Origin of the sequence: Pseudothauera lacus (assembly GCF_003034845.1) — a bacterium.
In the GTDB taxonomy this organism is placed as follows: domain Bacteria; phylum Pseudomonadota; class Gammaproteobacteria; order Burkholderiales; family Rhodocyclaceae; genus Pseudothauera; species Pseudothauera lacus.
The window spans coordinates 217,801-242,561 of sequence record NZ_PZKC01000003.1; the positions used below are offsets into that span (position 1 = coordinate 217,801).

The following is a 24,761-nucleotide window of genomic DNA, read 5'->3' on the forward strand; positions in this document are numbered from 1 at the left end:
CAGTGCCGTCACCGCGCGGGCGGGTGGGAGAAGAGGATGGACAATATATTGTCATTGCTGGGATCGCAGGCGGGGTACCTGCACAGGCCGGGCCGGGTATGTCGTGCCGCGGTGCTGGCGTGCGCTTTGCTCGTCGCGACTCCACCCGTGTACGCCGCGCCGCTTGATGAAGACAACCTGCTGCTGCTTGACGTCATGCTTGAACGCCAGCGTCTGGCATCTTCCATTACTGCTTACCGCCACCAGGGGAAAGTGCTGGTGTCGCTCGCCGAGCTTGGCGGTGCGCTGGAGTTTCCCATTGATGTGAACTCAGCCACTGGTTTGGCCAGCGGCTGGTTCCTGTCGCAGGATCGTCGTTTCGAACTTGACTTGGCAACGCGTCAGGTGACGATCAACGGGCAGGTGCGGAGCTTTACCGCTGATGAAGTGGTCGCCAGCAGTGACGGCATTTTCGTGGCCATGGATACCCTGGCGCGCTGGTTTCCGACCGATCTCGAACTGCAGATGAGCACTTTGTCGATTGCTGTCAAGCCACGAGAGATGTTGCCGGTGCAGGCGCGTGAGGCACGGCGCCGCCAGGGTGCGCAGGTCAGTGCCGTGGGGCCGGCAAGTCTGCCGCCGGTGGACAACTCCTATAGAGCGCTTGGTCCGCATGCGCTTGATCTCGGTATCGGTTACTCCGTCCATCGTAGTGAGGACAGCGGACGTCCGCGCACCGGCATCAACTACTCAGCCCTTCTGGCTGGTGATGTCGCCTACATGGATTCGCGGGTGTATTTCAGCGGTAACAAAGATGATGCGCTGAGTGATTTTCGTGCCAGCCTTTCACGCGATGGTCTGAATGGGCCATTGGGTCTGCGCTATGTCGAGGTTGGCGATATCGTCCCTCCACAAGTGGCGGGCGTGGCGGGGAGTGCTGCGGAGCGGGGCATCCTGATCCAGGGGGGCGGGTCGGCGGTCGGTCGTGACGATCTTATCGACGGTGATACCATCCGCATCGTCGGCGATGCGCTCACAGGCTGGGATGTTGAACTGTTCCAGAACGGCATGCGAGTGGGATTTCAGACCGTCGGGCCTGATGGGCGCTATGTTTTTGAGAACATTGAGCCATTGTTTGGAGAAAACCAGTTTGAACTCGTTTTCTATGGCCCGAATGGTGAGGAGCGTCGTGAGAAGGTGAGCCGCTTCAGCGGTCTTACTCCAGATCAGCCCGGTAGCGTACGCTATCAACTTGCCGTTTCGCAAAAGGGCGAGCAACTCTACGACGCCAGCCCGACCGAACACGAGTCAGGAATTGACCCGGTGAGCAATCGTGGCAGCCTGCGCTACGCGGCGGGGGTTGACCTGCGTGTGCTGCAGCAGATGTCTGTGCGTGCGGCCTGGAACAGCGTCGTTATTGATGATCAAAGGCGCAACTACCTCATGTTGGGTACCCGTCTGGGGCTTGGTCCGGCTACGCTTGGTCTCGACGGCACGCGGGGACCAAGCGGAGGGACGCGTTGGGACGCCTCATTGCATCTCCCCGGAGGGGTCAGGTTGTGGGGCTTTGATACGCGCTTCGTACACTCTCACTTCGCCAACTACATTCCTCAGAATGAGAGCGATGAAGAGGTGCGCAATCTCAGCAGCCGCACGAGTGTGATTGTCACTGGCCCGGTGGGAACCGTGAATACGAGGTTTGCGGTCAGCCACAATCGCAGCAATGACTCCCGCTACAACTCTTACTCGGCGGGTTTTACCAGTTTTGCTGCGGGCGTGCACTTTGGCAGCAACTTAGTCTATGACCAGTACGAACAGGGCTCCGGAGCGGTTCAACGCGAAAATGCCTTGTACGGCGACGTATTCTTCACTACTCGCACCGGTCCATTGTCCATCCGCGGGGGCTCAAACTACATGTTGCGTCCTGATCGTGACATCACCCGCTATTACATCGACAGCAATTTGCGCGTAGCGCAAGACATGACGATGAACTTTGGCCTCAGTCACGATCCCTTGCGCGACCTGACGCGCTTCACTGCGGGCTTCAACTGGCGCTTGCCACAGTTCACCCTCAGTCCGCGCCTGAGCTACGACAGTGATGGGGAATACAGTGGCTTCGTCTACCTGACCATGTCCATGGGACCAAGGCCGGATCGACCGAGTGTGCTCTTTAGTGGTCGCTCTCTGGCGGGCAACGGGACGGTCATCGCACGGGTCTTTCTCGACCGGGATGGCAGCGGAACTTTCACGGAAGGTGATACGCCGCTACCTGGCGTCAAGGTCGTCGCTCCGCAAGCAGTGCGCAACGTAGAGACTGATCGAGAGGGCGTCGCCCAGCTTACCGGCCTGTTCTCCGACCGGCCTACTGATGTGTTGGTTGACGAGAAGACGTTGCCTCACCCATCCATGAGGGCGTTGCATGGAGGAAACTCCGTGCTCGCCCGTCCAGCGACTACAACGCTGATCGACTTCCCGGTCGTGCTTACCGGTGAGATCGAGGGGCGGGTCCATGCGCAGCGTGGCAGTAGCCGTTCAGCACTTGCCGGCGCTCTCGTGGAGTTGATTGATGCCAAGGGGTCTGTTTACGCTTTCAAGGCCAGTGCGCATGATGGCTTCTTCGCCTTTGACGGCATTCCATTCGGAACCTATCAGCTGAGGTTTGGGGGCGCGCGTGGCGCAAATAGCGAGTCTCTTTCCGTGGTGATTAGTGAAGCGTCCCCTTACAGGAGCGGTTTGCAGTTGATCGCGAGGGAAAACGGTGTTGCCGCAAGCTCGCTGGCTCCCATTGCGCAGCTCTCCCCACTGGTAAGCGCTGATGTATCCGCCGAACAACCACTTGTTCCTGCCCAGGTTGCACAGACTGCCGCAGTTCGGCCTGCTGCTCACACGGCGCAGACCCGGGGCAGGATGCCTGCGGTGGGCAGTGATGGGCGTATTGTTCAACTCGGCGCCTACAGTAGCGTCGATAACGCAGAGAATGCCCTGCGACTCATGCGCTCCCGTACTCTCGTCGGAAGTGAAGATGTCCAGATCATCGCGTTGGCCACTGATGCGCGCGGCGTCCTGCATCGCATATTGATGTCTCCAGGACGCCTCTCGGCTGAGGCCTCCTGCCGGTCAATCAAGGCGCGAGGCGGCAGTTGCATCACCGTCGATCCCGCCAGACGATGAGGGAGGGGCAAATGTCATGCGATCATTCCTCGGTGAAGTCATGCGCCAGACCAGTCACCGTGCGATTACGGCATGCTCGGGGGCGTGTCGGTAGCCTCTGGTTCCTGACCCTGATATCCGTAACACCGGCCTATGGGGCCGACGACGGTTCATTGCTGGACTCCGTCGGGGTGTTCGCCAGCGAGTACCTTGCTGATCGCAAGCGCGCGGGCTCTTTGGTGGGAGGGTTGCTCGGTGGGGCTTTGACGGCTCACCCTGCAGGCCCTATCGTAGGCAGTCTGCTCGGGTTCTGGATTGGAAAATCCACGATGCATGAGGACAAGGGGGGGGGTGCGGTTCAGCATCGTTCCAGTGCAGTTGATCCACGGCGCCCGATCATTCCAACTGGCGGTGCAGTGGTGGCAGCAATGTCGTTTGATGGGCAGACGACACTGAACTTCGAACCCGCTGCTGTAGTGCCGGGTCCGATCGATCAGTCCGGAGCACCGCAGCCCGGCGCTGTACAGGCTCCTCAGCCTGCACCTCCATTACTTGCGGCGCCTGCCCTGGCAGTATTGCCGGGTGCCGCGCCGGCCTCGCCGTTCTCACCTCTCGGTGGACGACTGCCCGTGCCGCCAAGCCGGGATCAGCTTGCATCCCTGTGCGGTGGCGGGGGGGAGGGAGGGGGCGATCCACGTCTGCGCAACGCGTGCTTCTATTATCAGGGGCGTTGAGTAGTCGTGCAGGCTTGAATTTCATCAACTTGATAGCTGAGTTTTGATAGCCATGACCACTGCAAGAAGAGATGAGGGCCAACTTGTCCAGGCTTTCAAGGAGGCTGTCGCCCATCATCAGGCGGGTCGACTGGACGAGGCTGCGCAGGCTTATCAGTCATTGTTGGTGGAGTGGCCTGCAAACCCCGGAGTCAGCTACAACTTCGGTCTGCTGCTGTTCGGAAAGGGAGATGTCGATGCCGGCTTGAGCTTGCTGAAAGCCGCTTGTGAGGCAGCACCCGATGGACAGCCATATTGGTTGGTCTATATCGACGCACTGCTCCACGTCGGGCGTAGCAGTCTGGCTGAGAGTGTTCTCGCCCATGCCCGCAAGCGTGGTTTTGCAGAGGAGGTGCTGGCACCACGTGTGCGTCAGCTTGAACGGATGCGCGATGAAGTCGGCCGCACGCCGGCTGAGTCAGAGGTTCAGCGCCTAACGCAGTTGTACAACCAGAATCGCCATCAAGAATTCGAAGCACATGCCCGCCATCTGCTTCAGCACTTTCCCAGTTTTGCTGTTGCCTGGAAAGCGCTGGGCGTAGCGCTTCTGGTCGGTGATCGCGCTGAGGAAGCGATTCCGGTCCTGCAGCGTTGCATCGAGCTTCTTCCCGATGACGCCGAGGCCCACAACAACCTGGGCTCCATGCTGCACAAGGTGCGGCGCCATCGTGAGGCGGAGGACTGCTTTCGTCGGGCACTGCGGCTGCAGCCTGGTTTTGCTGCGGCACAGCGTAATCTGGCTATCGTTCTGCGTGACCTGGGACGCTACGTTGAGGCCGAGACACAGTTGCGCGAACTCATCAAGCGCCAACCAGAAGATCCCCTCCTGCACAGCAACCTGGGGTTGGTCTTTGTCAAGCAGGAGCGAATGCCCGAAGCCGAGGTTTGCTACCGGAAGGCGCTGGCGCTACGTCCGGACTTTGCAGAGTGCATGGCGCAACTTGCCAGTGTCCATCAAGAGATGGGGCGCTTGGGAGAGGCCGAGGCGGGCTATCAGCGTGCGTTGGAACTGGCCCCGCGATTGCCTGGGGCGCACGAGGGCTTGGGCAGGCTGGCTCTGCTTGACGGTCGCCCCGGAGAGGCTGCGACGTTTTACGAGCGGGCGATGGTACTTGCTCCGGAGAGCCTCGACGTACACAGCAGTCTGCTCTATACCTTGAACTACGCCGCCATCCGAAACGAGGCGCGAATGGTTGAGAGCGCCCGTGCATTCGGGCGCAAGCTCGCTGCTCGCCATCGCGGGCCTTATAAGGAATGGGCAGTCAATCCGCAGGCTCAGCGGCTGAGGATCGGATTTGTCTCGGGCGATCTGCGTAAGCACCCGGTTGGCTACTTTCTCGAAGGCATCCTGCCGGTCTTGGATCGTGAACGGTTCGAGCTTGTCGCCTACCCGACCAGTCGTGACAGCGATGTGTTAACCGAACAGCTCAAGGCGAGCTTTGCGGCCTGGCACCCGCTTTACGGGTTAGATGACGAGCAGGCTGCTGCTCGTATTCATGCTGATGGCGTTCATGTGCTGATCGACCTGTCGGGGCACACTGCTCACCACCGGCTGGGTGTGTTCTCACGCAAGCCGGCGCCGGTGCAGTTGACTTGGCCGGGCTACTTTGCGACCACTGGGCTTGAGGAGATAGACTGGTTTCTTGCCGATCCGGTCACGGCGCCTGCAGAGGATGAGGGCTACTTTACCGAGCGCGTCTGGCGTCTCCCGGACACCCGGCTATGCTTTACACCACCTGTTGATGCACCGCCGGTTGCGCCGCTTCCGCTGCTCGTCAACGGCTACCCCACTTATGGTTGCTTCCAGAATCTCAACAAACTGACCGACGATGTCCTGCAACTGTGGTCGCGTGTTCTATCGACGATTCCTCAGGCCCGACTTCGGGTGCAGTCACATCAGTTGCGCAATGAAGGGGCAATGGAGCGCTTGCGCAAGCGTCTAGTTGCAGCAGGGATTGCCACTGAACGTGTTGATCTTCACCCACCCTCCGGGCGTCAGAGTTATCTGCGGGCACATGCCGAGGTCGATGCGATCCTCGATACCTTTCCCTACACAGGTGGTACCACTACCTGCGAAGCACTGTGGATGGGGGTGCCGACGCTGACCCTGCAGGGCGGGACGCTTATTGGCCGGCAGGGCGCCAGTATACTGGAGGCCGCAGGTCTGCCCGATTGGGTCGCGCAGTCCGAAGAAGACTACGTTGCCAAGGCTGCTACTTTGATTGCCGACTCAGAGGTGCTGTCGCGCCTTCGCGGCAGCCTCAGGGAGCAGTTGCTTCGTACCGCATTGTTCGATACCCCCCGTTTTGCGCGCAACCTCGAACAGGCACTCATGGAAATGTGGGAGGCGGCCGGTGAGATAGCCCTGTGTTCGTCTCCCCTTGCCATGGAATGCGTCGCCGACCAGCACGCCCATGCTGAAACAGACATGCCAAGTGAAGCGGAGATCGCCGAGATGGTGGCGCTGTTTCGCGATGAGCGGCACGAGCCATTGGTCGATTTCGCTCGACTGTTGACCGAACGATTTCCTGCCTATGGAATTGGTTGGAAGGTGCTCGGCGTGGCCTGCAAAACGCTGCAGCGGCATGACGAAGCTCTGGCAGCAATGCTGCGTGCCGTTGAGCTGCTGCCCGAAGACGTGGAATCAGTAAGTAATCTTGGCTTGGTTTACTTTGAACTGGAACGTTACGAGGAAGCCGTCGTCTGCCATCGCCAGGCACTTGAGATTGATCCGGCCGATGTAGATGCTGTAGTCAATCTGGCCGCCGCGTTGTTTCGGTTGGATCGCCTGGATGAGGCCATTGCTGCCTTGCAGGACGCCTTGGCGTTACATCCGCAGCATTTCGATCTCCACCTGCGGCTTGCCGAGGCTCTGTGGAAGCAGAAGAAGCTTGCCGAAGCGCAAGTGCATTTCGAGCGTGCGGCAGAGCTGGGTTTAAACAATGTCGAGGCCCATTATCGGCTCGGGAATTTGCTCTATGAGCGACGGCGCCACGAAGAGGCGGAAAAGGCCCTGCGTTACGCACTCAGCCTGGATCCTGCCCACCAACGTGCAAAGGGAGTACTGGGCTTGGTGCTGCTGGCGTGCAATCGCCATATTGAAGCCGAGCAGCTCTACCGTGAAGCCATCTCCGAGCAACCGGAGATGGCCGAGCACTACTGCAATCTTGGCACCGCAGTGCAGGGTCAAGGGCGCCTGCACGAGGGGCTTGATTGCATCCGACGTGCCTTGGAACTGCGCCCAGAGTGGGTTGAGATAAATAGCAATCTATTGTTTTCAATGAATTACGCTGCTGAGGACGATCCACAACGCCTGCTCGAAGAGGCGCTCGCCTACGGCGAGCGGGTCGCACACCAAGCTGGTCACCCCTTCAGCGATTGGGATCTCGACGACCGTCCGCGCCGCTTGCGGGTTGGCTTTGTTTCCGGTGATCTGTGTGCCCACCCGGTGGGCTATTTTCTCGAGGGTATCCTGCCGGTGCTTGACCGCGAACGTCTCGAGTTGATCGCCTATCCGACGGTCGACCGCAGCGATGTGTTTACTGAGCAGCTAAAGAGCAGCTTTGAGGCTTGGCGACCATTGTGGGCGTTGAGTGACGATGCGGCCGCCGAGCGCATTCGCAAGGACGGCGTACATCTGTTGATCGATCTCTCCGGGCATACGGCGTACAACCGGCTGGGGGTGTTTGCGCGTAAGCCTTCACCGGTTCAGGTAAGTTGGCCGGGATACTTCGCTACCACCGGGGTTGCGCAGATCGATTGGTTCATTGCCGACCGCGTTACGGTGCCGGAGTCGCATCAGTGCTATTTCAGCGAGCGCATCTGGTATCTCCCCGATACCAGGCTGTGCTTTACTCCGCCGCTCAACGCTCCGTCCGTTTCCCCTTTGCCGGCGTTGACCGAAGGCGTCATCACCTTTGGCTGTTTTCAGAATCTAAGCAAGGTTAATGATGAGGTGTTGCGTGTCTGGGCAAGAGTGATGGAGGCCTTGCCTGGAAGCCGACTTCGCCTGCAGACCCGCCACTTCAACGATCCGGAAGGCAGGCAGCAGATGCGCCAGCGGCTTGCTGCTTGCGGCATTGACCCCGAGAGAGCGGCGCTGCACCCCGGGACTAGCCGGAAGGACTATCTGGCGGCCCATGCCGAAGTCGATATGATCCTTGACACGTTCCCGTATACAGGTGGCACAACCACCTGTGAGGCCTTGTGGATGGGCGTGCCAACGCTGACCTTGTGTGGCGATACGCTGATCGCCCGGCAAGGGGCCAGCATGATGGCAGCGGCAGGATTGCACGACTGGGTTGTAGAAGACGTTGATACCTACGTCGTGCGTGCGCTGGCGCTGGCGCGTGATGTCAACGGTCTGGCAGCGTTGCGTGCAAACATGCGTCAGCGGCTGGTGAGGACAGCACTGTTTGATACGCCAAAATTTGCCCGCCAGCTTGAAGATGCTTTGTGGAACATGTGGGCTGAGTATGCCCGTAGCCGGAACTATCAGGAGATGTCCGCATGACGGAAAGTGAGATGAAGGCACTGCCTGATGGCAATGCGGACGAGGAGCTCATCGCGCTGTTCTCGCAAGGCCAGATGCAAAGTTTGCTTGAACGCAGTGCAATACTGCTCGAGAAGTATCCTGCCTACGCTTTTGGCTGGAAGGCGCATGGGCTCGCGCAGTTGGCACTGGGGCGGCGCGGCGAGGCCATGCCGGCATTACGGCGGGCACTTGATCTGCAACCCCGGGATGCGGAGGGGTGGACCAACCTGGGCATCCTCCTGCTGGAGCAAGAGAAGGCCCAGGAGGCAGAAGAGGCTTTGCGTCGCGCGCTGGCAATCGATCGGGATCTGTCCGCAGCGCTGAGTGCCTTGGGCGTTTACTTGGTACGTTCGCGTCGTGAGGGTGAGGCCGAGCCCCTGTTGTTGAGGGCGCTTAGCCTGCAGCCAGGGTCGCCGCGTATCCACCGTGGGCTTGGAGAGATCCAACTGCGCCGTGGAGAGCTTGAACAGGCAGAGCGTTCTTTCAAACAAGAGTTGGCTGTGCAACCGGATGATCTCGAAGTCAAGCTTCTGCTGGGCCAGGTCTTTCATCGCCAAGGGCGCCTGGGTGATGCGGCGAAGGTATTCGTCCATATCACGCAGCAGTGTCCCGACCATGTCGATGCTTTCAGCAGTCTTGGGCTGGTGTTGCAACAAGGGGGGAACCTGCCCGGAGCTGAAGTCGCCATGCGGCGCGTTACCGAGTTGCTGCCCGACAGTGCGGAAGCGTTCAACAATCTTGGTAACACCTTGCAGACCCAGGGGCGCTTCATCGAAGCCCAAAGCTGCTATCGGCGGGCACTGGCGCTGCGGCCTGGTTTTTATGCCGCGCACAGCAACCTGATAAATGCGATGAATGAGTCGGAGAGGATCACTCCGCAGATGTGCTTGACCGAAGCCCGCCGGTATGGTGAGAGCCTTAGTGGTGCCGGTGCCGGGCCTTACGCTGAGTGGGGTTGCGACCCCGCCCCGGCTCGTCTGAGGATTGGCCTGGTTTCTGGTGGTCTGCGTCGTGGCCCGATTGCTTACTTCACGCTTGGCGTACTGCACGCGCTTGACCGCAGCCAGATCGAGATCATTGCCTATCCCACCAACGATTCCGGGGACGAACTCACCGAAGCATTTCGCGCGCAATGCGATCGATGGCAGCCGATCAGGGGGCTGGACGATGATGCGGCAGCGGCCAGAATTCATGCTGACGGCGTACATGTGCTGATCGACATGGCGGGTCATGGTGCAGACAACCGCTTGCCGGTATTTGCCCGTAAGCCTGCCCCTGTGCAGGTGAGCTGGCCGGGCTATTTTGCTACTACAGGGGTGCAGCAGATGGACTGGTTCATTGGCGATTGCGTCAGTTTGCCGGAGAGTCTGCGGGCCCATTTCACCGAGCAGATCTGCTACCTGCCGGATACCCGTCTGTGCTTCACACCGCCGGACGATGCGCCGGATGTGTCGGAGCTTCCGTTGCTGCGCACGGCGTTTCCAACTTTCGCCAGCTTCCAGAGACTGTCTGCCCTGAGCGATCAAACTCTAGTGCTGTGGGCGCGGGTGCTGAATTCAGTGCCGAGTGCCCGTCTACGCTTGCAGGCCAGAGAGTTTGCCTATGCTCCCACCGTCGCGGCCGTTCGCACCCAGTTGCAGTCCTGCGGGCTTGACCCGGCTCGTGTGGATTTCCATGGAACCTCCAGCTTTGCCGATTACCTTGCCGCTTACCGTGACGTTGATGTCGTGCTTGACAGCATCTCATTCTCCTCTGCCGCAAGAGCCTGCGAGGCCCTGTGGATGGGCGTGCCGACTGTCACCCTGGCCGGAGATTCTCTGATCACTCGTCAGGGGGCGGGAGTGCTCCATGCCGCCGGGCTGGATGGTTGGATTGCACGTTCCGTAGATGAGTATGTCGATCTCGCAGTACGGGCTGTCTCGCGGCCTGCTGAGTTGGCCTCTCTGCGTAGCGGGATGCGTGATCGCCTCACCACGTCGGCTTTGTGCGATGCGGGGCGGTTCTCGCGTGCGCTGGAGGCAGCGTTTTGGAGAATGTGGGAAGTCCAGGCTGGCGGTCGAATGCTGGAGCGAGTGATTGATCAATCTACGATTGCAGGGGGAGCGTGATGGCGCAGAAGTTCGAGCAGGATGATCAGGTCAACTTTTTTGTTCCGGTGTTCTGGGGGACCAAGGAACCGGAGCTCTTCGCGGATCTGATGCGGGTGGCGGCTAAGATGACCGGGGCCTACCACTTCGCCGACAACATGTTTGTGTTCCAGCGTAACAATTCCATGGTTCGCGATGTGCCCTTCATGGATGCATGGCAGCAGAACATTGTCTCCTCCTCCGATGAGGCCATCCTCTGGCGACGCTACATTTTGGCCATGGCCGGCTACCACTGCAGTCACCTCGACGGTGATTTTGTCGAATGCGGTGCCTACGAGGGTGTAGGTGCCAAGACCGTGCTCGACTACCTTGGCGGCCCGGAGTTTCCCAAGACCTTCTGGCTGTACGACCTCTTCGAGCACAAGGCCGACTCGGTGAATCATCCCATGCCTTCACATGGCCCTCAACTTCATCAACAGGTCGTGGAGCGCTTTGCTGGCTACCCCAATGTGCGGATTTTCAAGGGCTATCTGCCGGAAGTGCTTGAGCAGGGAGCACCAGAGAGGATCGCCTATCTGCACATCGATCTCAATCAGGCGCCGGCAGAGATCGCCACTTTGGAGGCCTTGTTTGATCGAGTGGTGCCGGGCGGCATGATCATTCTTGATGATTACGAGATGTACTTCTATCGTGCTCAGAAGGCCGCGGAGGATAACTGGTTCGGTCAGCGCGGCTACAAGGTTTTCCCGCTTCCCACGTCGCAGGGTTTCGTGATCAAGAGGTAGGGCGATGCGTCTGACCGAAGATGTGTGTGCTCAGATATTGCAGGCTACCGATGGTGTGCGACTGGGGAGTGGGCTGTCGATCAGTGGGCGGGGGCGGTTTGCATCGCCGTGCATGATCTATGGCGGTGGCGGTGTGATGACGGATGTATCGCTTGGAGGGTACTCCTACCTTGTTCCGCCCTTCGAGGCTAGCCACCTCTCGATCGGCAACTACTGCTCGATTGCTGGCGGCTTCAGAGTTGGACTCGGGCATCCGGTGAACTTGTTGACAGCCAGTCCAGTTGCATGGAGACCCTGGATGGAGGGGTGTGATTTCCCCGGGCGTACGAGTTACGACTACCTCTCCACTCGTATCGGGTCGGACGTATGGATCGGCACCAACGTCATCGTCAAGGCCGGGGTAAGCATCGGTGACGGGTGTTTCATCGGTGCCGGATCGGTGGTTACCCGGGATCTGCCGCCATTTTCCGTGGCTGCTGGAAATCCTTGCCGGGTCATACGCTCGCGCTTCAACCCGGAGTTACTGCAGCGGATCTTGCTGGCGCGCTGGTTTGACCACGACTGGCGCGATGAGCAGCTTGATTGGCGCTCTCCCGAGGCCACTCTTGATGGCATTGAGGCTGCGCTTGTGAGTGGTTACAGCCGGCCGTTCGTGTCGTACTACTATGAAATTGTGGGTGACGGTTTACAGTTGTACCGTGAGGAAGTGTCTGCCTCTGGGTCCCAGTAGCGGTCGCCGGCCTTCAGATCAACTGAGTGGCGGACATTTTTTGCGCAGCGCAATGTGATGACCGCACAGGAAACGGTCAGTAGCTGATCGTCAGCTCGTAGGTGCCCCGGTACTGACCATCAAGATAGGGACGAGGGTCGGCGAGGGTTTCCAGCGTTGCGCCAATTGCGAGTTCCAGTTCACCGTTGGCGCTGCTACGGCCGCTTCCAGCAGGCAGGGTAGTGAAATTCCTGGCGAGAAACTGCGGGGCGTTGATGTTTGGGTCAGTATGGCTCAGCAGTACGCTGCCAGCCTGGGGGGTGATGTGCAGCATATGGTTGGGTGCCGCACCGCTGACCCGGATGCGCCCTGACTGGGCACCGCCGAGCGGTGTGAGCCTGGCTCCGCTGCTGGTACCCGATTCCAGAGTCCCCGCCGGTGAGAGGGTCAGGGTGGCGATATCCACTGGGTGTGAATGGGCCGCCAGCGCGCCGAAGGACAATGGCCGGAGCTCCTCCAGCGCCAGTGTGGAGCGGACTCGGGCGCTGAACTCCAGCGTCTCAGTGAAGGTTAGGTAGCCCTGCGCTTCTGGCGACCAGTACTGCACGTGCAACTGCACGCTGCCGCTGTACGGTGCGTCAGCATAAAGAGTTCCGCTGGCGCTGTTTTGCAGGCGGGCGCCGAGTCTGAATGTGGCTTCGCCACTGGTGGCGCTGAACACCTCCTCGGGATGCTCGAAAGCGGTGGTGAGGAAGAACTCGGGTATTCCGAAACCACCTTCACTGAGCGTACCGTCATCGATCTCGATACGCAGCCTGACACCGGGTGGAAAGCCGTTGAGGCGGTACTCCCCCGCACGGGCGCCGCCGATGACGATGATCTCGCCGCTGCTCACCGCCTGCCCGGCTGCGGAGATGCGCAGCGCCGAGGGCGTGGTGTTGTCACGCAAGGCCAGAATGCCGAAATCGAGCATCTGCTCCACATCCAGCGCAGGCGCGGCGTAACCGTTTGTCGCCCACGCGAGTGCGGTCAGCAAGGCGGTTTGCAAGAGGCGTACTGAGGAGCTTTGCATGTTGGTGAGAGTGCGATCTTGAAGGCGTAGGGCAAAAAAACAGGCAGGGCGCACCCTGCCTGTTGTTTGCTCGCAGCGCGCTCAGTAGCTTGCTTCGACTTCGAAGCTGCCCGAGTATGCCGCTTCTTCATAGGCAGTGCGAGTGCCCGAGACGTCGGTCATGAGCGTTGCGCCGATACCGAAGGAAATGCTGGTGGCGCCGAACGCCGGCGTGATGGTGCAAGTATTGGTCGCCCCGCAGTTGGTGCCCGAGGCGCCGCTGACCACCGAGCCTGCGCGGAAGTTGCCGAGGAAGAAGCGAGCGACAGCGGGGTCAGCGACACGCACTTCAACTGCATTGGCAGCGGCCTGTGCCGTGGAGAAAGCGGTGCCGTTGGTGCCGCCGTTGGTCGCAGTCTGAAGGTCAGCAGCGGCAAAGACAGCGTCAGGGAGGGTGATGCTGACCGGGGTCGTGTTGCCTACGGCGACGCTGCCGCGCGCGGCGCTTTGGCCACCCAGGGTCAGCAGCACGAGGTCGGAGGAGCCATACACCGTGCCGTAGTTGCCGTTGGGCTGCAAAGTCACCCACTTGTAATCATCCGCATCGGCTGATACAGCGAACAGCGTGCCGAGGTTCATGTCGGCTTCGTTGGTGACGGTGAGGCTGTTCTGTACCGTGGCGTTGACGTTGAACTGGGTCTGCGCTGCAACGCCGGTCGCTACACCGAGGATAGCCACAGCGGTTGCGGCCTTGGGAAGCATTTTGGAAGTCATCATGGATCTCCTGGTCGAGTCAAATGGAACTGCTAACAACGGCCGGCGCGTGCTGCTGCTGACCAAGCCCGGTGCCGTTACCATCCCGGTGGGCCACTCACCGAACGCAGCGTTTTCCCGTTGCCGATGCTTGTCTGGGGAGCGCGTCGAAGAGTTGCCGACCTTTGGTGAGAGTTTCAACGGTTGCGCGCTTACAAACTTTAGCGAATTATCGGAGTGTGTGCTCAATTCATCGCACGCGCATGATCTGTTCGTGCCACAGGGTGCCGCGGTACTCGGCACTGCCTTCGTAGGCAACGCGGATCATCGAGCCGGAAGGGAAGCTGCGCTCGCGCAGTACAACGGTCAATTCTCGTTCGCCGACGTCGGGAAAGATGCTGATATTGTCGAGTTGGCCGATGCGTTCTACCGGAGCGTTTTCCGCTTTCTGCAGGTCCACGGTTACGCGACCAAAGCTGCTGGCGTTGCCGGTGTGTCTCAACAGCACCATGAGGCGGGCATTGGCTTCGTTTGCGCTGGCCGGCAGCGGGGTGATTTCGGCAATGCGTACCGCAGGAGTGCCGTCGAGTTGATGGCGGACGACGACAGGCACCGAAATGGAGAGCTGCATGTCGAGCTGCAGGGTGACCCCACTGCCCTCGCCACCGGAGATCTCCTGTCGCGAGATGGGCTCGGAAACCTCCGGTACAACGCGGAACAACAGATGGGAGCGGTATTCGCCCGGCGGGAGCTCGCCGTCCGGACGGAAGCTAACCCGCACGGTCTGGTTGCTATTCGGCTCAACCGTAATCTGCCGCGGAGTGACGCGCAGGTGCGGGCTGGCTTGAGGGTGCGGTGCGGCTGCGCCCTCCTGGATTCGGCTGCCGACTCCGTGACGCCCCTGTTCCTGCTCGATCCATTCGAGTCTGTAGGTGCGCGGGCCATTGCTGGGATTGCGCAGGATGAAGTTCGCCGTCTCGCCAGGCTGCGTCAGCAACAGGCGGATGGGGCTGACCAGCATTTCGGCATGGGCGCTACCGGAGATGAGGAAAAAGCTCACAAACATCATTGCGAGGAGCTGGATTGCCGGCAGTGCGGCGGGGCGCGCGGAAAGCGTGGTGTTCATCTAGGGGCCTCGTTGCTCAAGGATTGAAGATTTTCTGTACAGGTTAGCAGTCTGAGCGATCGGTGGGCATCACCAGGCGCGCACATGCGCACTGCTGCGCAGTTCCAGAGTCAGGCCGCTGTCGAAGCGGGCGAGTGCCTGTTCGGGATAGACCTGCTCAACCAGCAGTTCGCCGAGCGGGCGTTCCTGCGATAACGGCTGGCCTCCTGGGCCTCTTGAGTTACTTTCGTTGACGAACAGGCGCAGCCGCATGCCTGCCTGCAGGTTGCTGGTGAAGCCGGCGTCCAGATGTACCCGTCCTTCGCTGGTGCCGATGATGCGAGCCTGCATGGGCAGGCAGGCCAGAGCGTCTTCGACGGCTTCGGTTTGCTGGCGGAGGAGTTCGTCGATACGTTGGCCAAGTGTGGTGGTGAAGAAATCGCTGCTCAGCGTGCTGTGCCCGCGGTTATCCACTTTACCTTTGACGGCAGTGTTGTGTTGAAGGTGAGCAATCGCGGCGCCGCTGTACCCGTCGTGGATGGTGAGTGTGGTTTCCAGTACGCGCTCGTCGCCGCTGGGCATGGCGATGGGTTTGAAGCGTCCGAGGCTGATCTCGCCACGTCGCGTGCCCAGGCTGGTGAATTCGCCGCTGACCACGACTTGGGCATCGAACTGGCGTGCCAGAGTGGTGATCTGCTCGGCTACGCTGCGCAGAGGGTCAAGCGTGTAGGTGGTACCGTCGCGCAGCAGGAAACGGTCTGTTTTTGCCAGCCGGCGTTGCAGCTCGCGCGGCCAGGCGCTCGCGATGCCAGGTAGGTCGGCGGCCTGGCTGGAGTGGGTGACCGGCATGGCGAGCACCAGTACCTTCTTGCGTAGCACGAATGGGGTGCCGGGCTCTGGACGGCACAGTGCAGAGCTGCGCGCGACCTGACGCTCCTGCTCGGCCAGTTCGGCACGTCGTTTGTCTTCGGCGGTCTGGACCATGGGAAGGGTCGTACAAGCCGAGAGGGCGATGCCGGCGGCGATGGCCGTCACGGTGCGCCATGCCTTGGGAGTGGAAGGGGCTGGGGACATGATGTGGGTCCTTAGCGAGCAGTGCTAGTGGAAGCCAGTGCGCGCAGCATGGCGTCGATGGCGTCGAAGCCGCGCTCGAAGAAGCTTGCCACCACGGGGCCGAAATGGCCCATGGAGAGCGCGAGGAGGAAGAAGCCGAGGGTGAGGGTGACCGGGAAGCCGATGGCGAAGAGGTTGAGCTGGGGAGCAGCGCGGGTGAGTACGCCGAGGGCGACGTTGGTGATCAGCAGGGCGGTGAGCAGGGGCAGTGCGAGGAGCAGGCCGATGGCGAAGATGAGGCTGGCGTAACGGGCGATGAAGGCCCAGCCGCCGGCGGCGAGCGGGGTGGTGGTGATGGGCAGCCAGTCGAAGCTGCGCACGACCAGGTCGACCATGATCAGGTGGCCGTTGATGGCGAGGAAGAGCAGGGTGGCAACGAGGCCGAGGAACTCGGACAGCACCGCGGTCTGGCCGCCGGTGGTGGGGCTGAAGAAGATCGCAAAGGACAGGCCCATCTGCATGCCGATGAGGGCACCGGCCATGTCCACCGCGGCAAATACCATGCGCATCATGAAGCCGATGGCGATGCCGATGGCCATCTGCCAGACCAGCACCAGCAGGCCCTCGTAGGAGCCCGGGTCGATTGCCGGCATCGGTGGCAGGGTAGGGATGATGGCCAGCGCGATGCCCATGCCGATGCCCAGGCGCACGCGCACCGGTACCGAACGGTGAGAGAACAGCGGGGCGCTGGCGAACATGCCGAGCACGCGCGCCAGCGGATAGATGAAGCCGCCCAGCCAGGCGGCGAGCTGTTCGTAGGTGACGACCAGCATGGTGGCGTGTTCAGCCGATCATGTACGGGATGGACTCGAACAGACGGCGCATGAAGTCCGTTATCGTGGTCAGCATCCACGGGCCGGCAATGACCATGGTGATGAACATCACCACCACCTTCGGCACGAAGGACAGGGTCATCTCGTTGATCTGCGTGGCGGCCTGGAAGATGCTGATGACGAGGCCGGTGACCAGTGCCGCGGCGAACAGCGGGCCGGCGACCATGAGGGCGACCTCGACGGCCTGGCGGCCGAGGTCGATGACGGTGGTGGGGGTCATGGCGTTACTCCTTGGGGTGCGGCGCTATACCGCGAAGCTCTGCACCAGCGAGCCGATCAGCAGGGTCCAGCCGTCGACGAGCACGAAGAGCATGATCTTGAACGGTAGCGAGACGATCACCGGGCTCATCATCATCATGCCCATCGACATCAGCACCGAGGCCACCACCATGTCGATGATGATGAAGGGGATGAAGATGATGAAGCCGATCTGGAAGGCGGTTTTCAGTTCCGAGGTGACGAAGGCCGGCACCACCACGCGCATCGGCAGGTCTTCGGCCTTTTCCACCGGCGGCACGTCGGCGAGGCGGGCGAACAGCGACAGGTCGGGTTCGCGGATCTGCTTGAGCATGAAGGCCTTCATCGGCACCGAGGCACGTTCCAAAGCAACGTCGAAGCCGATCTCGCCAGCCGCCATGGGCTGATAGGCTTCCTGATAGACGCGTTCGGCCACCGGTGCCATGATGAAGAAGGTGAGGAACAGCGCCAGCCCCAGCAGCACCTGGTTGGGCGGCGAGGTCTGCGTGCCCATGGCCTGGCGCAGCAGTGAGAAGACGATGATGAGGCGGGTGAAGCTGGTCATCATCAACACCACCGCCGGGATCAGGCTCAGCGAGGTGAGCAGCAGCAGGGTCTGCACGCTGAGGCTGTAGCTGGTGCCGCCGCCCGCGGTGGGGGTGGCGGTGACTGCCGGCATGACCTGGGCGAGCGCGGCCAGTGGTGCGCCGGCGAGGATCAGGCCGCACAGCAGGCGGAGCAGGGTGTTCCTAGGCGTCATGCTTGCGCCGTTCCACGGATTGCCTGAGCCAGGCGGAGAAGTCCTTCACCGCGGGTGCGCCGCTCTCGCCGCCGGGCGTGGCGGGCAGGTCGCCAGCGTCGAGGGTGTGCAGCGTGCGGACGTTGTTCTGGGTGACGCCGAGCACCAGCACCTTGCCGGCGACCTCGACGAGCATTACCCGTTCCCGCGGGCCCAGCGCGGCGCCGCCGAGTACCTTCAGGTGGCCTGCGGCGCCGCGGGGGGCGGAGAGGCGCTTGATCGACCACAGCGCGGCAAAGAGCAGGGCAATGACCACGGCGAGGCCGAACAGCATCTGGGTGATGCTGCCGCCCAGGTCGGGCAGGGCCTCACCCGTCTGCGCGCAGGCGGGCAGGGCGGGTAAGAGCAGCAGGACGAGGAGGATAGGCTTCACGACGGGCTCGCGGACGATCGACGAGCCTAGGATAGCCGCGCAAGGGGACAGGCCGCGGCACGAACAGCGGGGTAAAAGGGCGATTATTCGCGGTTTTGATGGCGCGCTCGCGGGATTGCGCCCCTCCCCCTTCAAGGGGGAGAGGGGGTGGCGCAGCCTGGATGCAGGCCGCAGGATCCGCTTCGGGATGCCTCAGTGGCGGATCTTCCGCATCCTTTCCGCCGGGGTGATGATGTCGGTGAGGCGGATGCCGAACTTGTCGTTGACCACCACCACCTCGCCCTGGGCGATGAGGGTGCCGTTGACCAGCACGTCCATGGGTTCGCCGGCGAGGCCGTCGAGTTCCACCACCGAGCCGTGGGCGAGTTGCAGCAGGTTGCGGATCGACAGCTTGGTGCGGCCGAGTTCGACGGTGAGCTGGACGGGGATGTCCAGGATCATGTCGAAGTCGTTCATCGCTCCGCCGCGTGCGCTGGGGGCGCCGAAATCGGGGAACAGCTCGCTGGCCGGCTTGGCCTGGTAGGGCGACTCGCCCTCCGCCGCGGCGGCAGCGAGGTCGGCCGCTACCTGCGCGGCTTCGGCATCGGCGCTGCCCGATTCGGAGGCGGCCTGCTCCATCATTGCAGCAGCCCAGTCGTCTTCGGTGATCTGTTCGTCTTGGGTGTCGTTGTCAGCCATTTTGGGCTCCCGGTAGCGGCGTGGAGTCGTTCTCCTCCATTGCCAGGAATCGTTCCAGCTTGAGTGCGTACTGGCCGTTGAGCACGCCGTAACGGCCCTCCAGTACGGGTACGCCGTCGGCCTCGGCCTTCACCAGTTCGGGCACCTGCAGCGGGATGACGTCGCCGACGCGCATGTTGACGATGTCGCGCAGGGTGACCCGGGCGTGGCCGAGGTTGCACACCAGCTCGACCTCGGCCGACTGCAGCTGGCGCGACAGCAGGTTGATCCAGCGTTTGTCCTGGGTGAGGTGGTCGCTCTGCATGGTCGAGTAGAGCATTTCACGGATCGGCTCGACCATCGAGTAGGGGAAGCAGATGTGCATTTCCGCCTGTGCGCCGCCCATCTCCAGCGAGAAGCTGGTGGAGATGACGATCTCCGACGGGGTGGCGATGTTGGCGAACTGGGAGTTCATCTCCGAGCGCACGTATTCGAGCTCAAGCTTGTACACCGGCGCCCAGGCCTTGCTGTATTCGGCGAACACCACGCCCAGCATGCCCTGGATGATGCGCTGTTCGGTGGGGGTGAAGTCGCGCCCTTCGACGCGGGTATGGAAGCGCCCGTCGCCGCCGAACATGTTGTCCACCACCAGGAACACCAGATTGGGGTCGAAGACCACCAGCCCGGTGCCGCGCAGCGGCTTCGCGGTGATCAGGTTGAGGTTGGTGGGCACCACCAGGTTGCGCACGAATTCGCCGTACTTCTGTACGTTGATCGGCCCCACCGAGACTTCGGCGTTGCGGTGCATGTAGTTGAACAGGCCGATGCGCAGATAGCGCGCGAAGCGCTCGTTGATGAGCTCCATGGTGGGCATGCGCCCACGCACGATACGCTCCTGGGTGGCGAGGTTGTACGGCTTGACGCCGCCCGCGCCCTCGCTTTCTTCGGCTTCGGGCTCGTCGGACTCGCCGCTGACGCCACGCAGCAGCGCGTCAACTTCGTCCTGGGAGAGAAAGTCCGAAGACATGATCGTGACCTCGTTACTGCACGATGAAGGAGTTGAACAGCACGCCGTGCACCGGCCCCCACACCATACCGGGGCGGATGTCGCGCGGCGCCGGGGCGCCGACAGCTTCGTTGATCTGGATCAGCAGTTCCTGCGCCAGCGCTTCGCGGCCTTCCATGGTGGCGACCTCGGAGGGCTTCTTGCTGGACAGCAGGAGATTGGTGCGGTGGCGGATTTCCGGCATGAAGGCGGGCAGTTGTGCGGCGACCTTGGCATCGGCCACGCGCAGCACGATCACCGCCTGCAGGTAGTGGTCGGATTCTTCGCGGGTGAGGTTGACGGTGAATGTGTCGAGCTGCACGAACACCGGCGGCTTCGACAGATCCACCGTGGTCATCGCCTGGGCCTGCGGCGCGGCTGCGGGGGCGGCTTCGGGGGCGCTGTCGTCCTTGTTCTTGTTGCCCTTGATCAGCAGCAACACGCCGACCAGCGCCGCGACGATGAGGAGGACGAGGACGAGGATCACCACGATGATGATCATCAGCTTGCTCTTCTTCGGTGCGGGAGTTTCGGTTGCTGCCACTTCGGGCTTCGCCGGCGCCTTGGCCATGCTGGTCTCCTGGATACTGGGTGCAATTATCGGGTACGCGATGCTAACCCGAAGCACGGATTAAGGGGGCTGGGCAGCCCCAATTCAGCCGCTTCAGACAAAAGTGTCGACCAGTCCCTCGCTGATCCGTTGCGCCACCGGCGCACTTTCGCCACCGCTGTCGCCGGTGTTGCCGTGATTGCCGCTGCCGCTGCCGCTGCCGTTACCGCCAGTGTGGCGGCCGTCGTGCTGCGCCGCGGGTTGCTGCTGGTCGCTGACGCTGGTCTGGCCGAGGCTGATGCCGGCCTGCTGCATCAGTTCGCGCAGGCGCGGCAGGGCCTGTTCGAGGGCCTCGCGGGCCTCGCGGTTGGCGGCGACGAAATGGGCATTGGCCTGTTCACCGTTCATGTTGATCGAGACCTCCACCTTGCCGAGGTTGGGCGGGGTGATCACCAGCTCGGCCTTGCCGCTGCCGCGTCCGGCCAGCCATACCACCTTGTTGCCGACATCCTCGGCCCAGCCCCGCTGGCCCAGCGGGGTGTGCACCTGCAGCTGGGTGCTGGCATGGGTCTGCAGGGGGTTGCCGCCGCGCGGCGCGAAGATGCCCTGCAGGCCGTTGTTGTTAACGTCGCCCTGCAAGCCTTGCAGGGCGCGTCCGCTTGCTTCCTTGAAGGTATTAACGGCGGCGGCGTTGCCCGACTGTAGCTGGGTGACCAGACTGGCGATGCGGTTGTCGTTGCCGTCGCTGCCCAGCGTGCTGATGACCCGGCCGGCCGCGGGGTTGGCAGTCGTGGTGGCGCTTTCGGGCTGTGCCTGCAGGCCGAGGCCGCGCGAGCGCCCGCCCTGCAGCAGGTCGGGGAGCAGATCGGCTTCTTCCGCCACCGGCATTGCGGCGCTGTCGGCGAAAAGAGCGGCAATGGCTGCCGGCAGGGCGGCAGTTTCCACCGCTGCCTCGGTGCTTTCCGCGGCGCTTTGCCGGGCGGTGGTGGCGGCCTCGTGTTCGCCCTTGCCCTGTTGTGCTGCAGTCGGCGTCGCCTGCGCGGCGGCGGCAGGGTCCGCTTCACCGGATGCCGCGTCCTCATTGCTGCCGGTGGCTTGCGCTGCCTGCGGCCGCTCGCCGCGACTGGCGGCCGCTTGCTCTGCAGAGGGGGCGCTATGCTGCTGTTTCGGCGCTTCTTCCTGTCGGCTCACGGGCTGAGGCTCCGGCTCGGCGTTGGCGCGCGTTTCCATGCGCTTGCCGAGCAGCTGCGAGAAGGCGTTGCCGGCCGCGCTGGCCACTGGCGTGGAGTTCAGCAGCAGGGCCTGCAGGTTGAGGGGCTGGAAGCCGCTCTGGGATACGGTGCTGGCAAGTGGGGCAGTCATGATGGGCAGACCTCGGTGACGGTGTTTGCCGCTACTGTCGCAAGGGTCGTGCCAGGGTGTTGCCGAGCCTCAGTGTTCGCTGTGACGCTTGGTGAACTGGCGGGCGGCGTGTTCGTCGGCGAGCTTCTGTTCGCGCCGCGCTTCAAGGCGCAGGCCGGCGGCCTGGTGGCGCTGCGAGAGGGTGTCGATGGCCTTCACGCGGTTGCGCTGTTCCATCCACTGCTGCTGGCCCTGCCGGGTGCGCAGGCGGGATGATTCCACCGCACGTTGCTGGACGGCGATGGCTTCGTCGATCTTGTCGATGAAGGCGCTGAAATTGCGCCAGGCATCGGCGCTGATGCCGTTGGCGACGGCCTGCAGGAAGCGCTCGTGGTATTCGTCGCGGTAGTTCTGCAGCATTTCCAGCTTGCGCTGCCCTTCGGCCTCGCTGGCGACCAGTTCGCCAAGGCGGCGGGCGGCATCGTCCATGCGCGTGTGGGCGAGGTCGAGCAGGGGCTGGAGGGGGAATCCCTTACTCACTGCGGGCTCCACAGTGGTGAGGAAAAAGTGGCTGGAGCATCAGAGACCTTGTTGGCAGGGGGCCTTGCGGACAGAACAACCCTTCCCTTACCCAACCCTCCCCTTGCAGGGTAAGGGGTGTTCCCGGCGCGCCAGGCGCCGGGCGGGGCTATTTTGAGCCGGTAAACAGTTCGTACAGGTGGCGCACGGCGTCGGCGTAGTTTTCGCGTTCGTCGATGCGCTGCTGCAGGAACGCTTCAAGTTTAGGATAAACCGCGACCGCCGTGTCGAGCAGAGGGTCGGAGCCGGCCTGGTAGGCGCCCACGGCAATCAGGTCGCGCGAGCGCTGGTAGCGTGAGAACAGTTGCTTGAAGCGGCGCACAAGGTCGAAGTGTTCGTCGCCGACGAGGTTGTGCATTGCCCGCGAGATCGACTGTTCGATGTCGATGGCGGGGTAGTGGCCCTGGTCGGCGAGCACGCGCGAGAGTACGAAGTGGCCGTCGAGGATGGCCCGTGCGGAGTCGGCGATGGGGTCCTGCTGGTCGTCGCCTTCGGCGAGCACGGTGTAGAAGGCGGTGATCGAGCCGCCGCCGTCGGGGCCATTGCCGGCGCGCTCGACCAGCGCGGGAAGCTTGGCGAAGACGCTCGGCGGGTAGCCGCGGGTGACCGGCGGCTCACCGATCGCCAGGGCGATCTCGCGCTGTGCCATGGCGTAGCGGGTGAGGGAGTCCATGATCAGCAGCACCTGCTTGCCCTGGTCACGGAAATGTTCGGCGATGGTGGTGGCGTAGGCGGCACCCTGCAGGCGCATCAGCGGGCTGGTATCGGCCGGGGCGGCAACCACCACCGAGCGCGCCAGACCTTCGGCGCCGAGGCTGTGTTCGATGAACTCCTTGACCTCGCGACCGCGTTCGCCGATGAGGCCGACGACGATGACGTCGGCCGAGGTGTAGCGCGCCATCATGCCGATGAGCACCGATTTGCCCACCCCCGAGCCGGCGAACAGCCCCAGGCGCTGGCCGCGGCCGACGGTGAGGAGGCTGTTGATGGCGCGGATGCCGACATCCAGCGGAGCGGAGATCGGCGCGCGCGACAGGGGGTTGAAGGGGCGGCTCTGCAGCGAACGGGTGAGCGGGGCGTTGAGCGGGCCGAGCTGGTCGAGCGGGCGGCCGGCGCCGTCGATGACGCGGCCGAGCAGGTTGTCGCCCACCGGCAGGTGCTTGGCGCGATCGGAGGTGCGCCGCGCCGGTGGCAGGCGCTGGCCGGGGCGCAGGCGGTGGGGGCTGGCTTCGATGGGATAGACGCGGGCGCCGGGGGCGAGGCCGTAGACGTCGTCGGTGGGCATCATGTAGAGCTTGTCGCCGTTGAAGCCGACCACTTCGGCCTCCACTGCGCCGCCGCCCGGGGCCATTACCCGGCAGCCGGCGCCCAGCGGCAGCTTGAGGCCGGCCGCTTCCATCACCAGGCCGTTGATGCGGGTGAGGCGTCCGGAGGTTTCGACGACGCTGCCCTGTTCGACGAGCTTGCGGGCGTCGCCGAGGAAATGGCACCACTTTTCCGCCAGCGGGGCGCTCATGCGACGCTCCCTTCGTCCTTGTCCTTGTCCTCGTCTTCGCCCTCGTCGGCCGGGGTGCTGTCGGTGGCGTGTTCGCCGTGGCCGATGCTGTCGAGCACGCGCCGCCAGCGCGTCTCCAGGGTGGCGTCGACCTCGGTGGCGCCGGCCTCGATGCGGCAGCCGCCGCGGCTCAGGGTGTCGTCCTCGACGATGCGGTGGCCGGCATGCTCGAACTGTTCGCCCAGCTGTGTGCGCACGAGCTCGGCGTCGAGCGGGTTGAGGGCGACGCGGGCGTGGGCATGGGGCAACTGCTGGAGTGCGCCGCGCACTGTTTCGAGGATGGCTTCGGGGTGGGCGGCGAGGGTGTCGCCGACCAGCTTGCGTGCCAGTGTCAGGGCGAGGGCGAGCACTTCGGCGGCGACCTCGCCGTCGAGAGCGGCGAGCGCCTCGTCGAGGCGGGCGACGGCACTCATCAGGTGCCCGGCCTCGCTGGCAGCCTGCTGCTGGCCGGCCTGGTAGCCGGCCTCGCGGCCTTCGGCAAAGCCGGCTTCGTAGCCCTCGCGCTGGCCTTCCGCGCGTGCGTCCTCATGCATGCGCTCGAGTTCTTCGGCGGTGGGAAACTGGAAGTCGGCGGGCAGGCCGGGGTCCTCGTCGGCCGTCTCCGGGGCGACGGCCTCGTCGGCCGGCGTGGGGGCCTCGTCGGCCGGCAGCGCTTCTTCGGGCGACGGCTCGCGCAGTTCGCCGTGCTCGTCGAACTGCGGTGGCGTCCACCGCCGGTAGGCGCCGACGGCCTGGTGGCGGGTGACGCTCATG

At 62.9% G+C, this 24,761-nt stretch carries 20 protein-coding genes; 5 read left to right on the forward strand and 15 right to left on the reverse strand.

The annotated features are described in order from the left end of the window. Nucleotides 1-36: 36 nt before the first annotated feature. The 5 genes from C8261_RS04945 (at nt 37) to C8261_RS04965 (ending at nt 12,038) form a co-directional block, all read left to right on the forward strand. Nucleotides 37-3,150 carry a hypothetical protein gene (locus C8261_RS04945; RefSeq protein WP_146161645.1) on the forward strand — a complete coding sequence of 1,038 codons (3,114 nt, stop codon included), beginning with the start codon at nt 37-39 and terminating at the stop codon, nt 3,148-3,150. 765 nt (nt 3,151-3,915) lie between these two features. Further along, a complete protein-coding gene (locus C8261_RS04950; RefSeq protein ID WP_107492555.1) occupies nt 3,916-8,415 on the forward strand; it encodes an O-linked N-acetylglucosamine transferase family protein in 4,500 nt (1,499 codons plus the stop codon). Then, nucleotides 8,412-10,544 (forward strand): tetratricopeptide repeat protein, encoded by a 2,133-nt coding sequence (locus C8261_RS04955; protein ID WP_107492556.1) that lies wholly within the window; start codon nt 8,412-8,414, stop codon nt 10,542-10,544. The genes C8261_RS04950 and C8261_RS04955 overlap by 4 nt, the downstream gene beginning before the upstream one ends. After that, a complete protein-coding gene (locus C8261_RS04960; protein WP_107492557.1) occupies nt 10,544-11,308 on the forward strand; it encodes a TylF/MycF/NovP-related O-methyltransferase in 765 nt (254 codons plus the stop codon). Before C8261_RS04955 ends, C8261_RS04960 begins: the two co-directional genes overlap by 1 nt. A 4-nt stretch (nt 11,309-11,312) precedes the next feature. Then, complete coding sequence (locus C8261_RS04965; protein WP_107492558.1) at nt 11,313-12,038, forward strand: CatB-related O-acetyltransferase; 726 nt, start codon at nt 11,313-11,315, stop codon at nt 12,036-12,038. 76 nt (nt 12,039-12,114) lie between these two features. Here C8261_RS04965 and C8261_RS04970 read toward each other — a convergent pair whose 3' ends face one another. From C8261_RS04970 to C8261_RS05040, 15 genes are all read right to left on the reverse strand, one after another. Then, nucleotides 12,115-13,053 carry a DUF4402 domain-containing protein gene (locus C8261_RS04970; RefSeq protein ID WP_181358847.1) on the reverse strand — a complete coding sequence of 313 codons (939 nt, stop codon included), beginning with the start codon at nt 13,051-13,053 and terminating at the stop codon, nt 12,115-12,117. A 117-nt stretch (nt 13,054-13,170) separates the two neighbouring features. Beyond that, nucleotides 13,171-13,845: a hypothetical protein gene (locus C8261_RS04975; protein WP_146161646.1), complete on the reverse strand. Its 675-nt coding sequence runs from the start codon at nt 13,843-13,845 to the stop codon at nt 13,171-13,173. A gap of 226 nt (nt 13,846-14,071) precedes the next feature. Then, nucleotides 14,072-14,842 carry a fimbrial biogenesis chaperone gene (locus C8261_RS04980; RefSeq protein ID WP_181358848.1) on the reverse strand — a complete coding sequence of 257 codons (771 nt, stop codon included), beginning with the start codon at nt 14,840-14,842 and terminating at the stop codon, nt 14,072-14,074. 174 nt (nt 14,843-15,016) lie between these two features. Beyond that, complete coding sequence (locus C8261_RS04985; protein WP_107492562.1) at nt 15,017-16,000, reverse strand: flagella assembly protein FlgT middle domain-containing protein; 984 nt, start codon at nt 15,998-16,000, stop codon at nt 15,017-15,019. An 11-nt stretch (nt 16,001-16,011) separates the two neighbouring features. Then, nucleotides 16,012-16,812: a flagellar biosynthetic protein FliR gene (fliR, locus tag C8261_RS04990; protein ID WP_107492563.1), complete on the reverse strand. Its 801-nt coding sequence runs from the start codon at nt 16,810-16,812 to the stop codon at nt 16,012-16,014. Nucleotides 16,813-16,822: 10 nt separating this feature from the next. Then, entirely contained in the window at nt 16,823-17,092 is a 270-nt protein-coding gene (fliQ, locus tag C8261_RS04995) for a flagellar biosynthesis protein FliQ (protein WP_107492564.1), read from the reverse strand. Nucleotides 17,093-17,116: 24 nt separating this feature from the next. Further along, nucleotides 17,117-17,869, reverse strand: coding sequence for a flagellar type III secretion system pore protein FliP (gene fliP / locus C8261_RS05000; RefSeq protein WP_107492565.1), 753 nt, complete (start codon nt 17,867-17,869; stop codon nt 17,117-17,119). Next, on the reverse strand, nt 17,859-18,281 hold the full coding sequence (fliO, locus tag C8261_RS05005) for a flagellar biosynthetic protein FliO (RefSeq protein WP_235864839.1): 423 nt from the start codon (nt 18,279-18,281) through the stop codon (nt 17,859-17,861). Before fliO ends, fliP begins: the two co-directional genes overlap by 11 nt. Nucleotides 18,282-18,473: 192 nt before the next feature. Next, the gene (fliN, locus tag C8261_RS05010) at nt 18,474-18,959 is read right to left on the reverse strand and encodes a flagellar motor switch protein FliN (RefSeq protein WP_107492566.1); all 486 of its coding nucleotides are present in this window, start codon (nt 18,957-18,959) and stop codon (nt 18,474-18,476) included. Beyond that, on the reverse strand, nt 18,952-19,965 hold the full coding sequence (gene fliM, locus C8261_RS05015; protein WP_107492567.1) for a flagellar motor switch protein FliM: 1,014 nt from the start codon (nt 19,963-19,965) through the stop codon (nt 18,952-18,954). Before fliM ends, fliN begins: the two co-directional genes overlap by 8 nt. Nucleotides 19,966-19,978: 13 nt before the next feature. Beyond that, nucleotides 19,979-20,554, reverse strand: a complete 576-nt coding sequence (locus C8261_RS05020; protein WP_107492568.1) for a flagellar basal body-associated FliL family protein — start codon at nt 20,552-20,554, stop codon at nt 19,979-19,981. Between the two features lie 93 nt (nt 20,555-20,647). Continuing rightward, a complete protein-coding gene (locus tag C8261_RS05025; RefSeq protein WP_107492569.1) occupies nt 20,648-21,895 on the reverse strand; it encodes a flagellar hook-length control protein FliK in 1,248 nt (415 codons plus the stop codon). Nucleotides 21,896-21,964: 69 nt separating this feature from the next. Beyond that, nucleotides 21,965-22,414, reverse strand: coding sequence for a flagellar export protein FliJ (fliJ, locus tag C8261_RS05030; RefSeq protein WP_107492570.1), 450 nt, complete (start codon nt 22,412-22,414; stop codon nt 21,965-21,967). A 148-nt stretch (nt 22,415-22,562) separates the two neighbouring features. Beyond that, entirely contained in the window at nt 22,563-23,969 is a 1,407-nt protein-coding gene (gene fliI, locus C8261_RS05035) for a flagellar protein export ATPase FliI (RefSeq protein ID WP_107492571.1), read from the reverse strand. Further along, nucleotides 23,966-24,760, reverse strand: coding sequence for a flagellar assembly protein FliH (locus C8261_RS05040; RefSeq protein ID WP_107492572.1), 795 nt, complete (start codon nt 24,758-24,760; stop codon nt 23,966-23,968). The genes fliI and C8261_RS05040 overlap by 4 nt, the downstream gene beginning before the upstream one ends. Between the last annotated feature and the right edge of the window lies 1 nt (nt 24,761).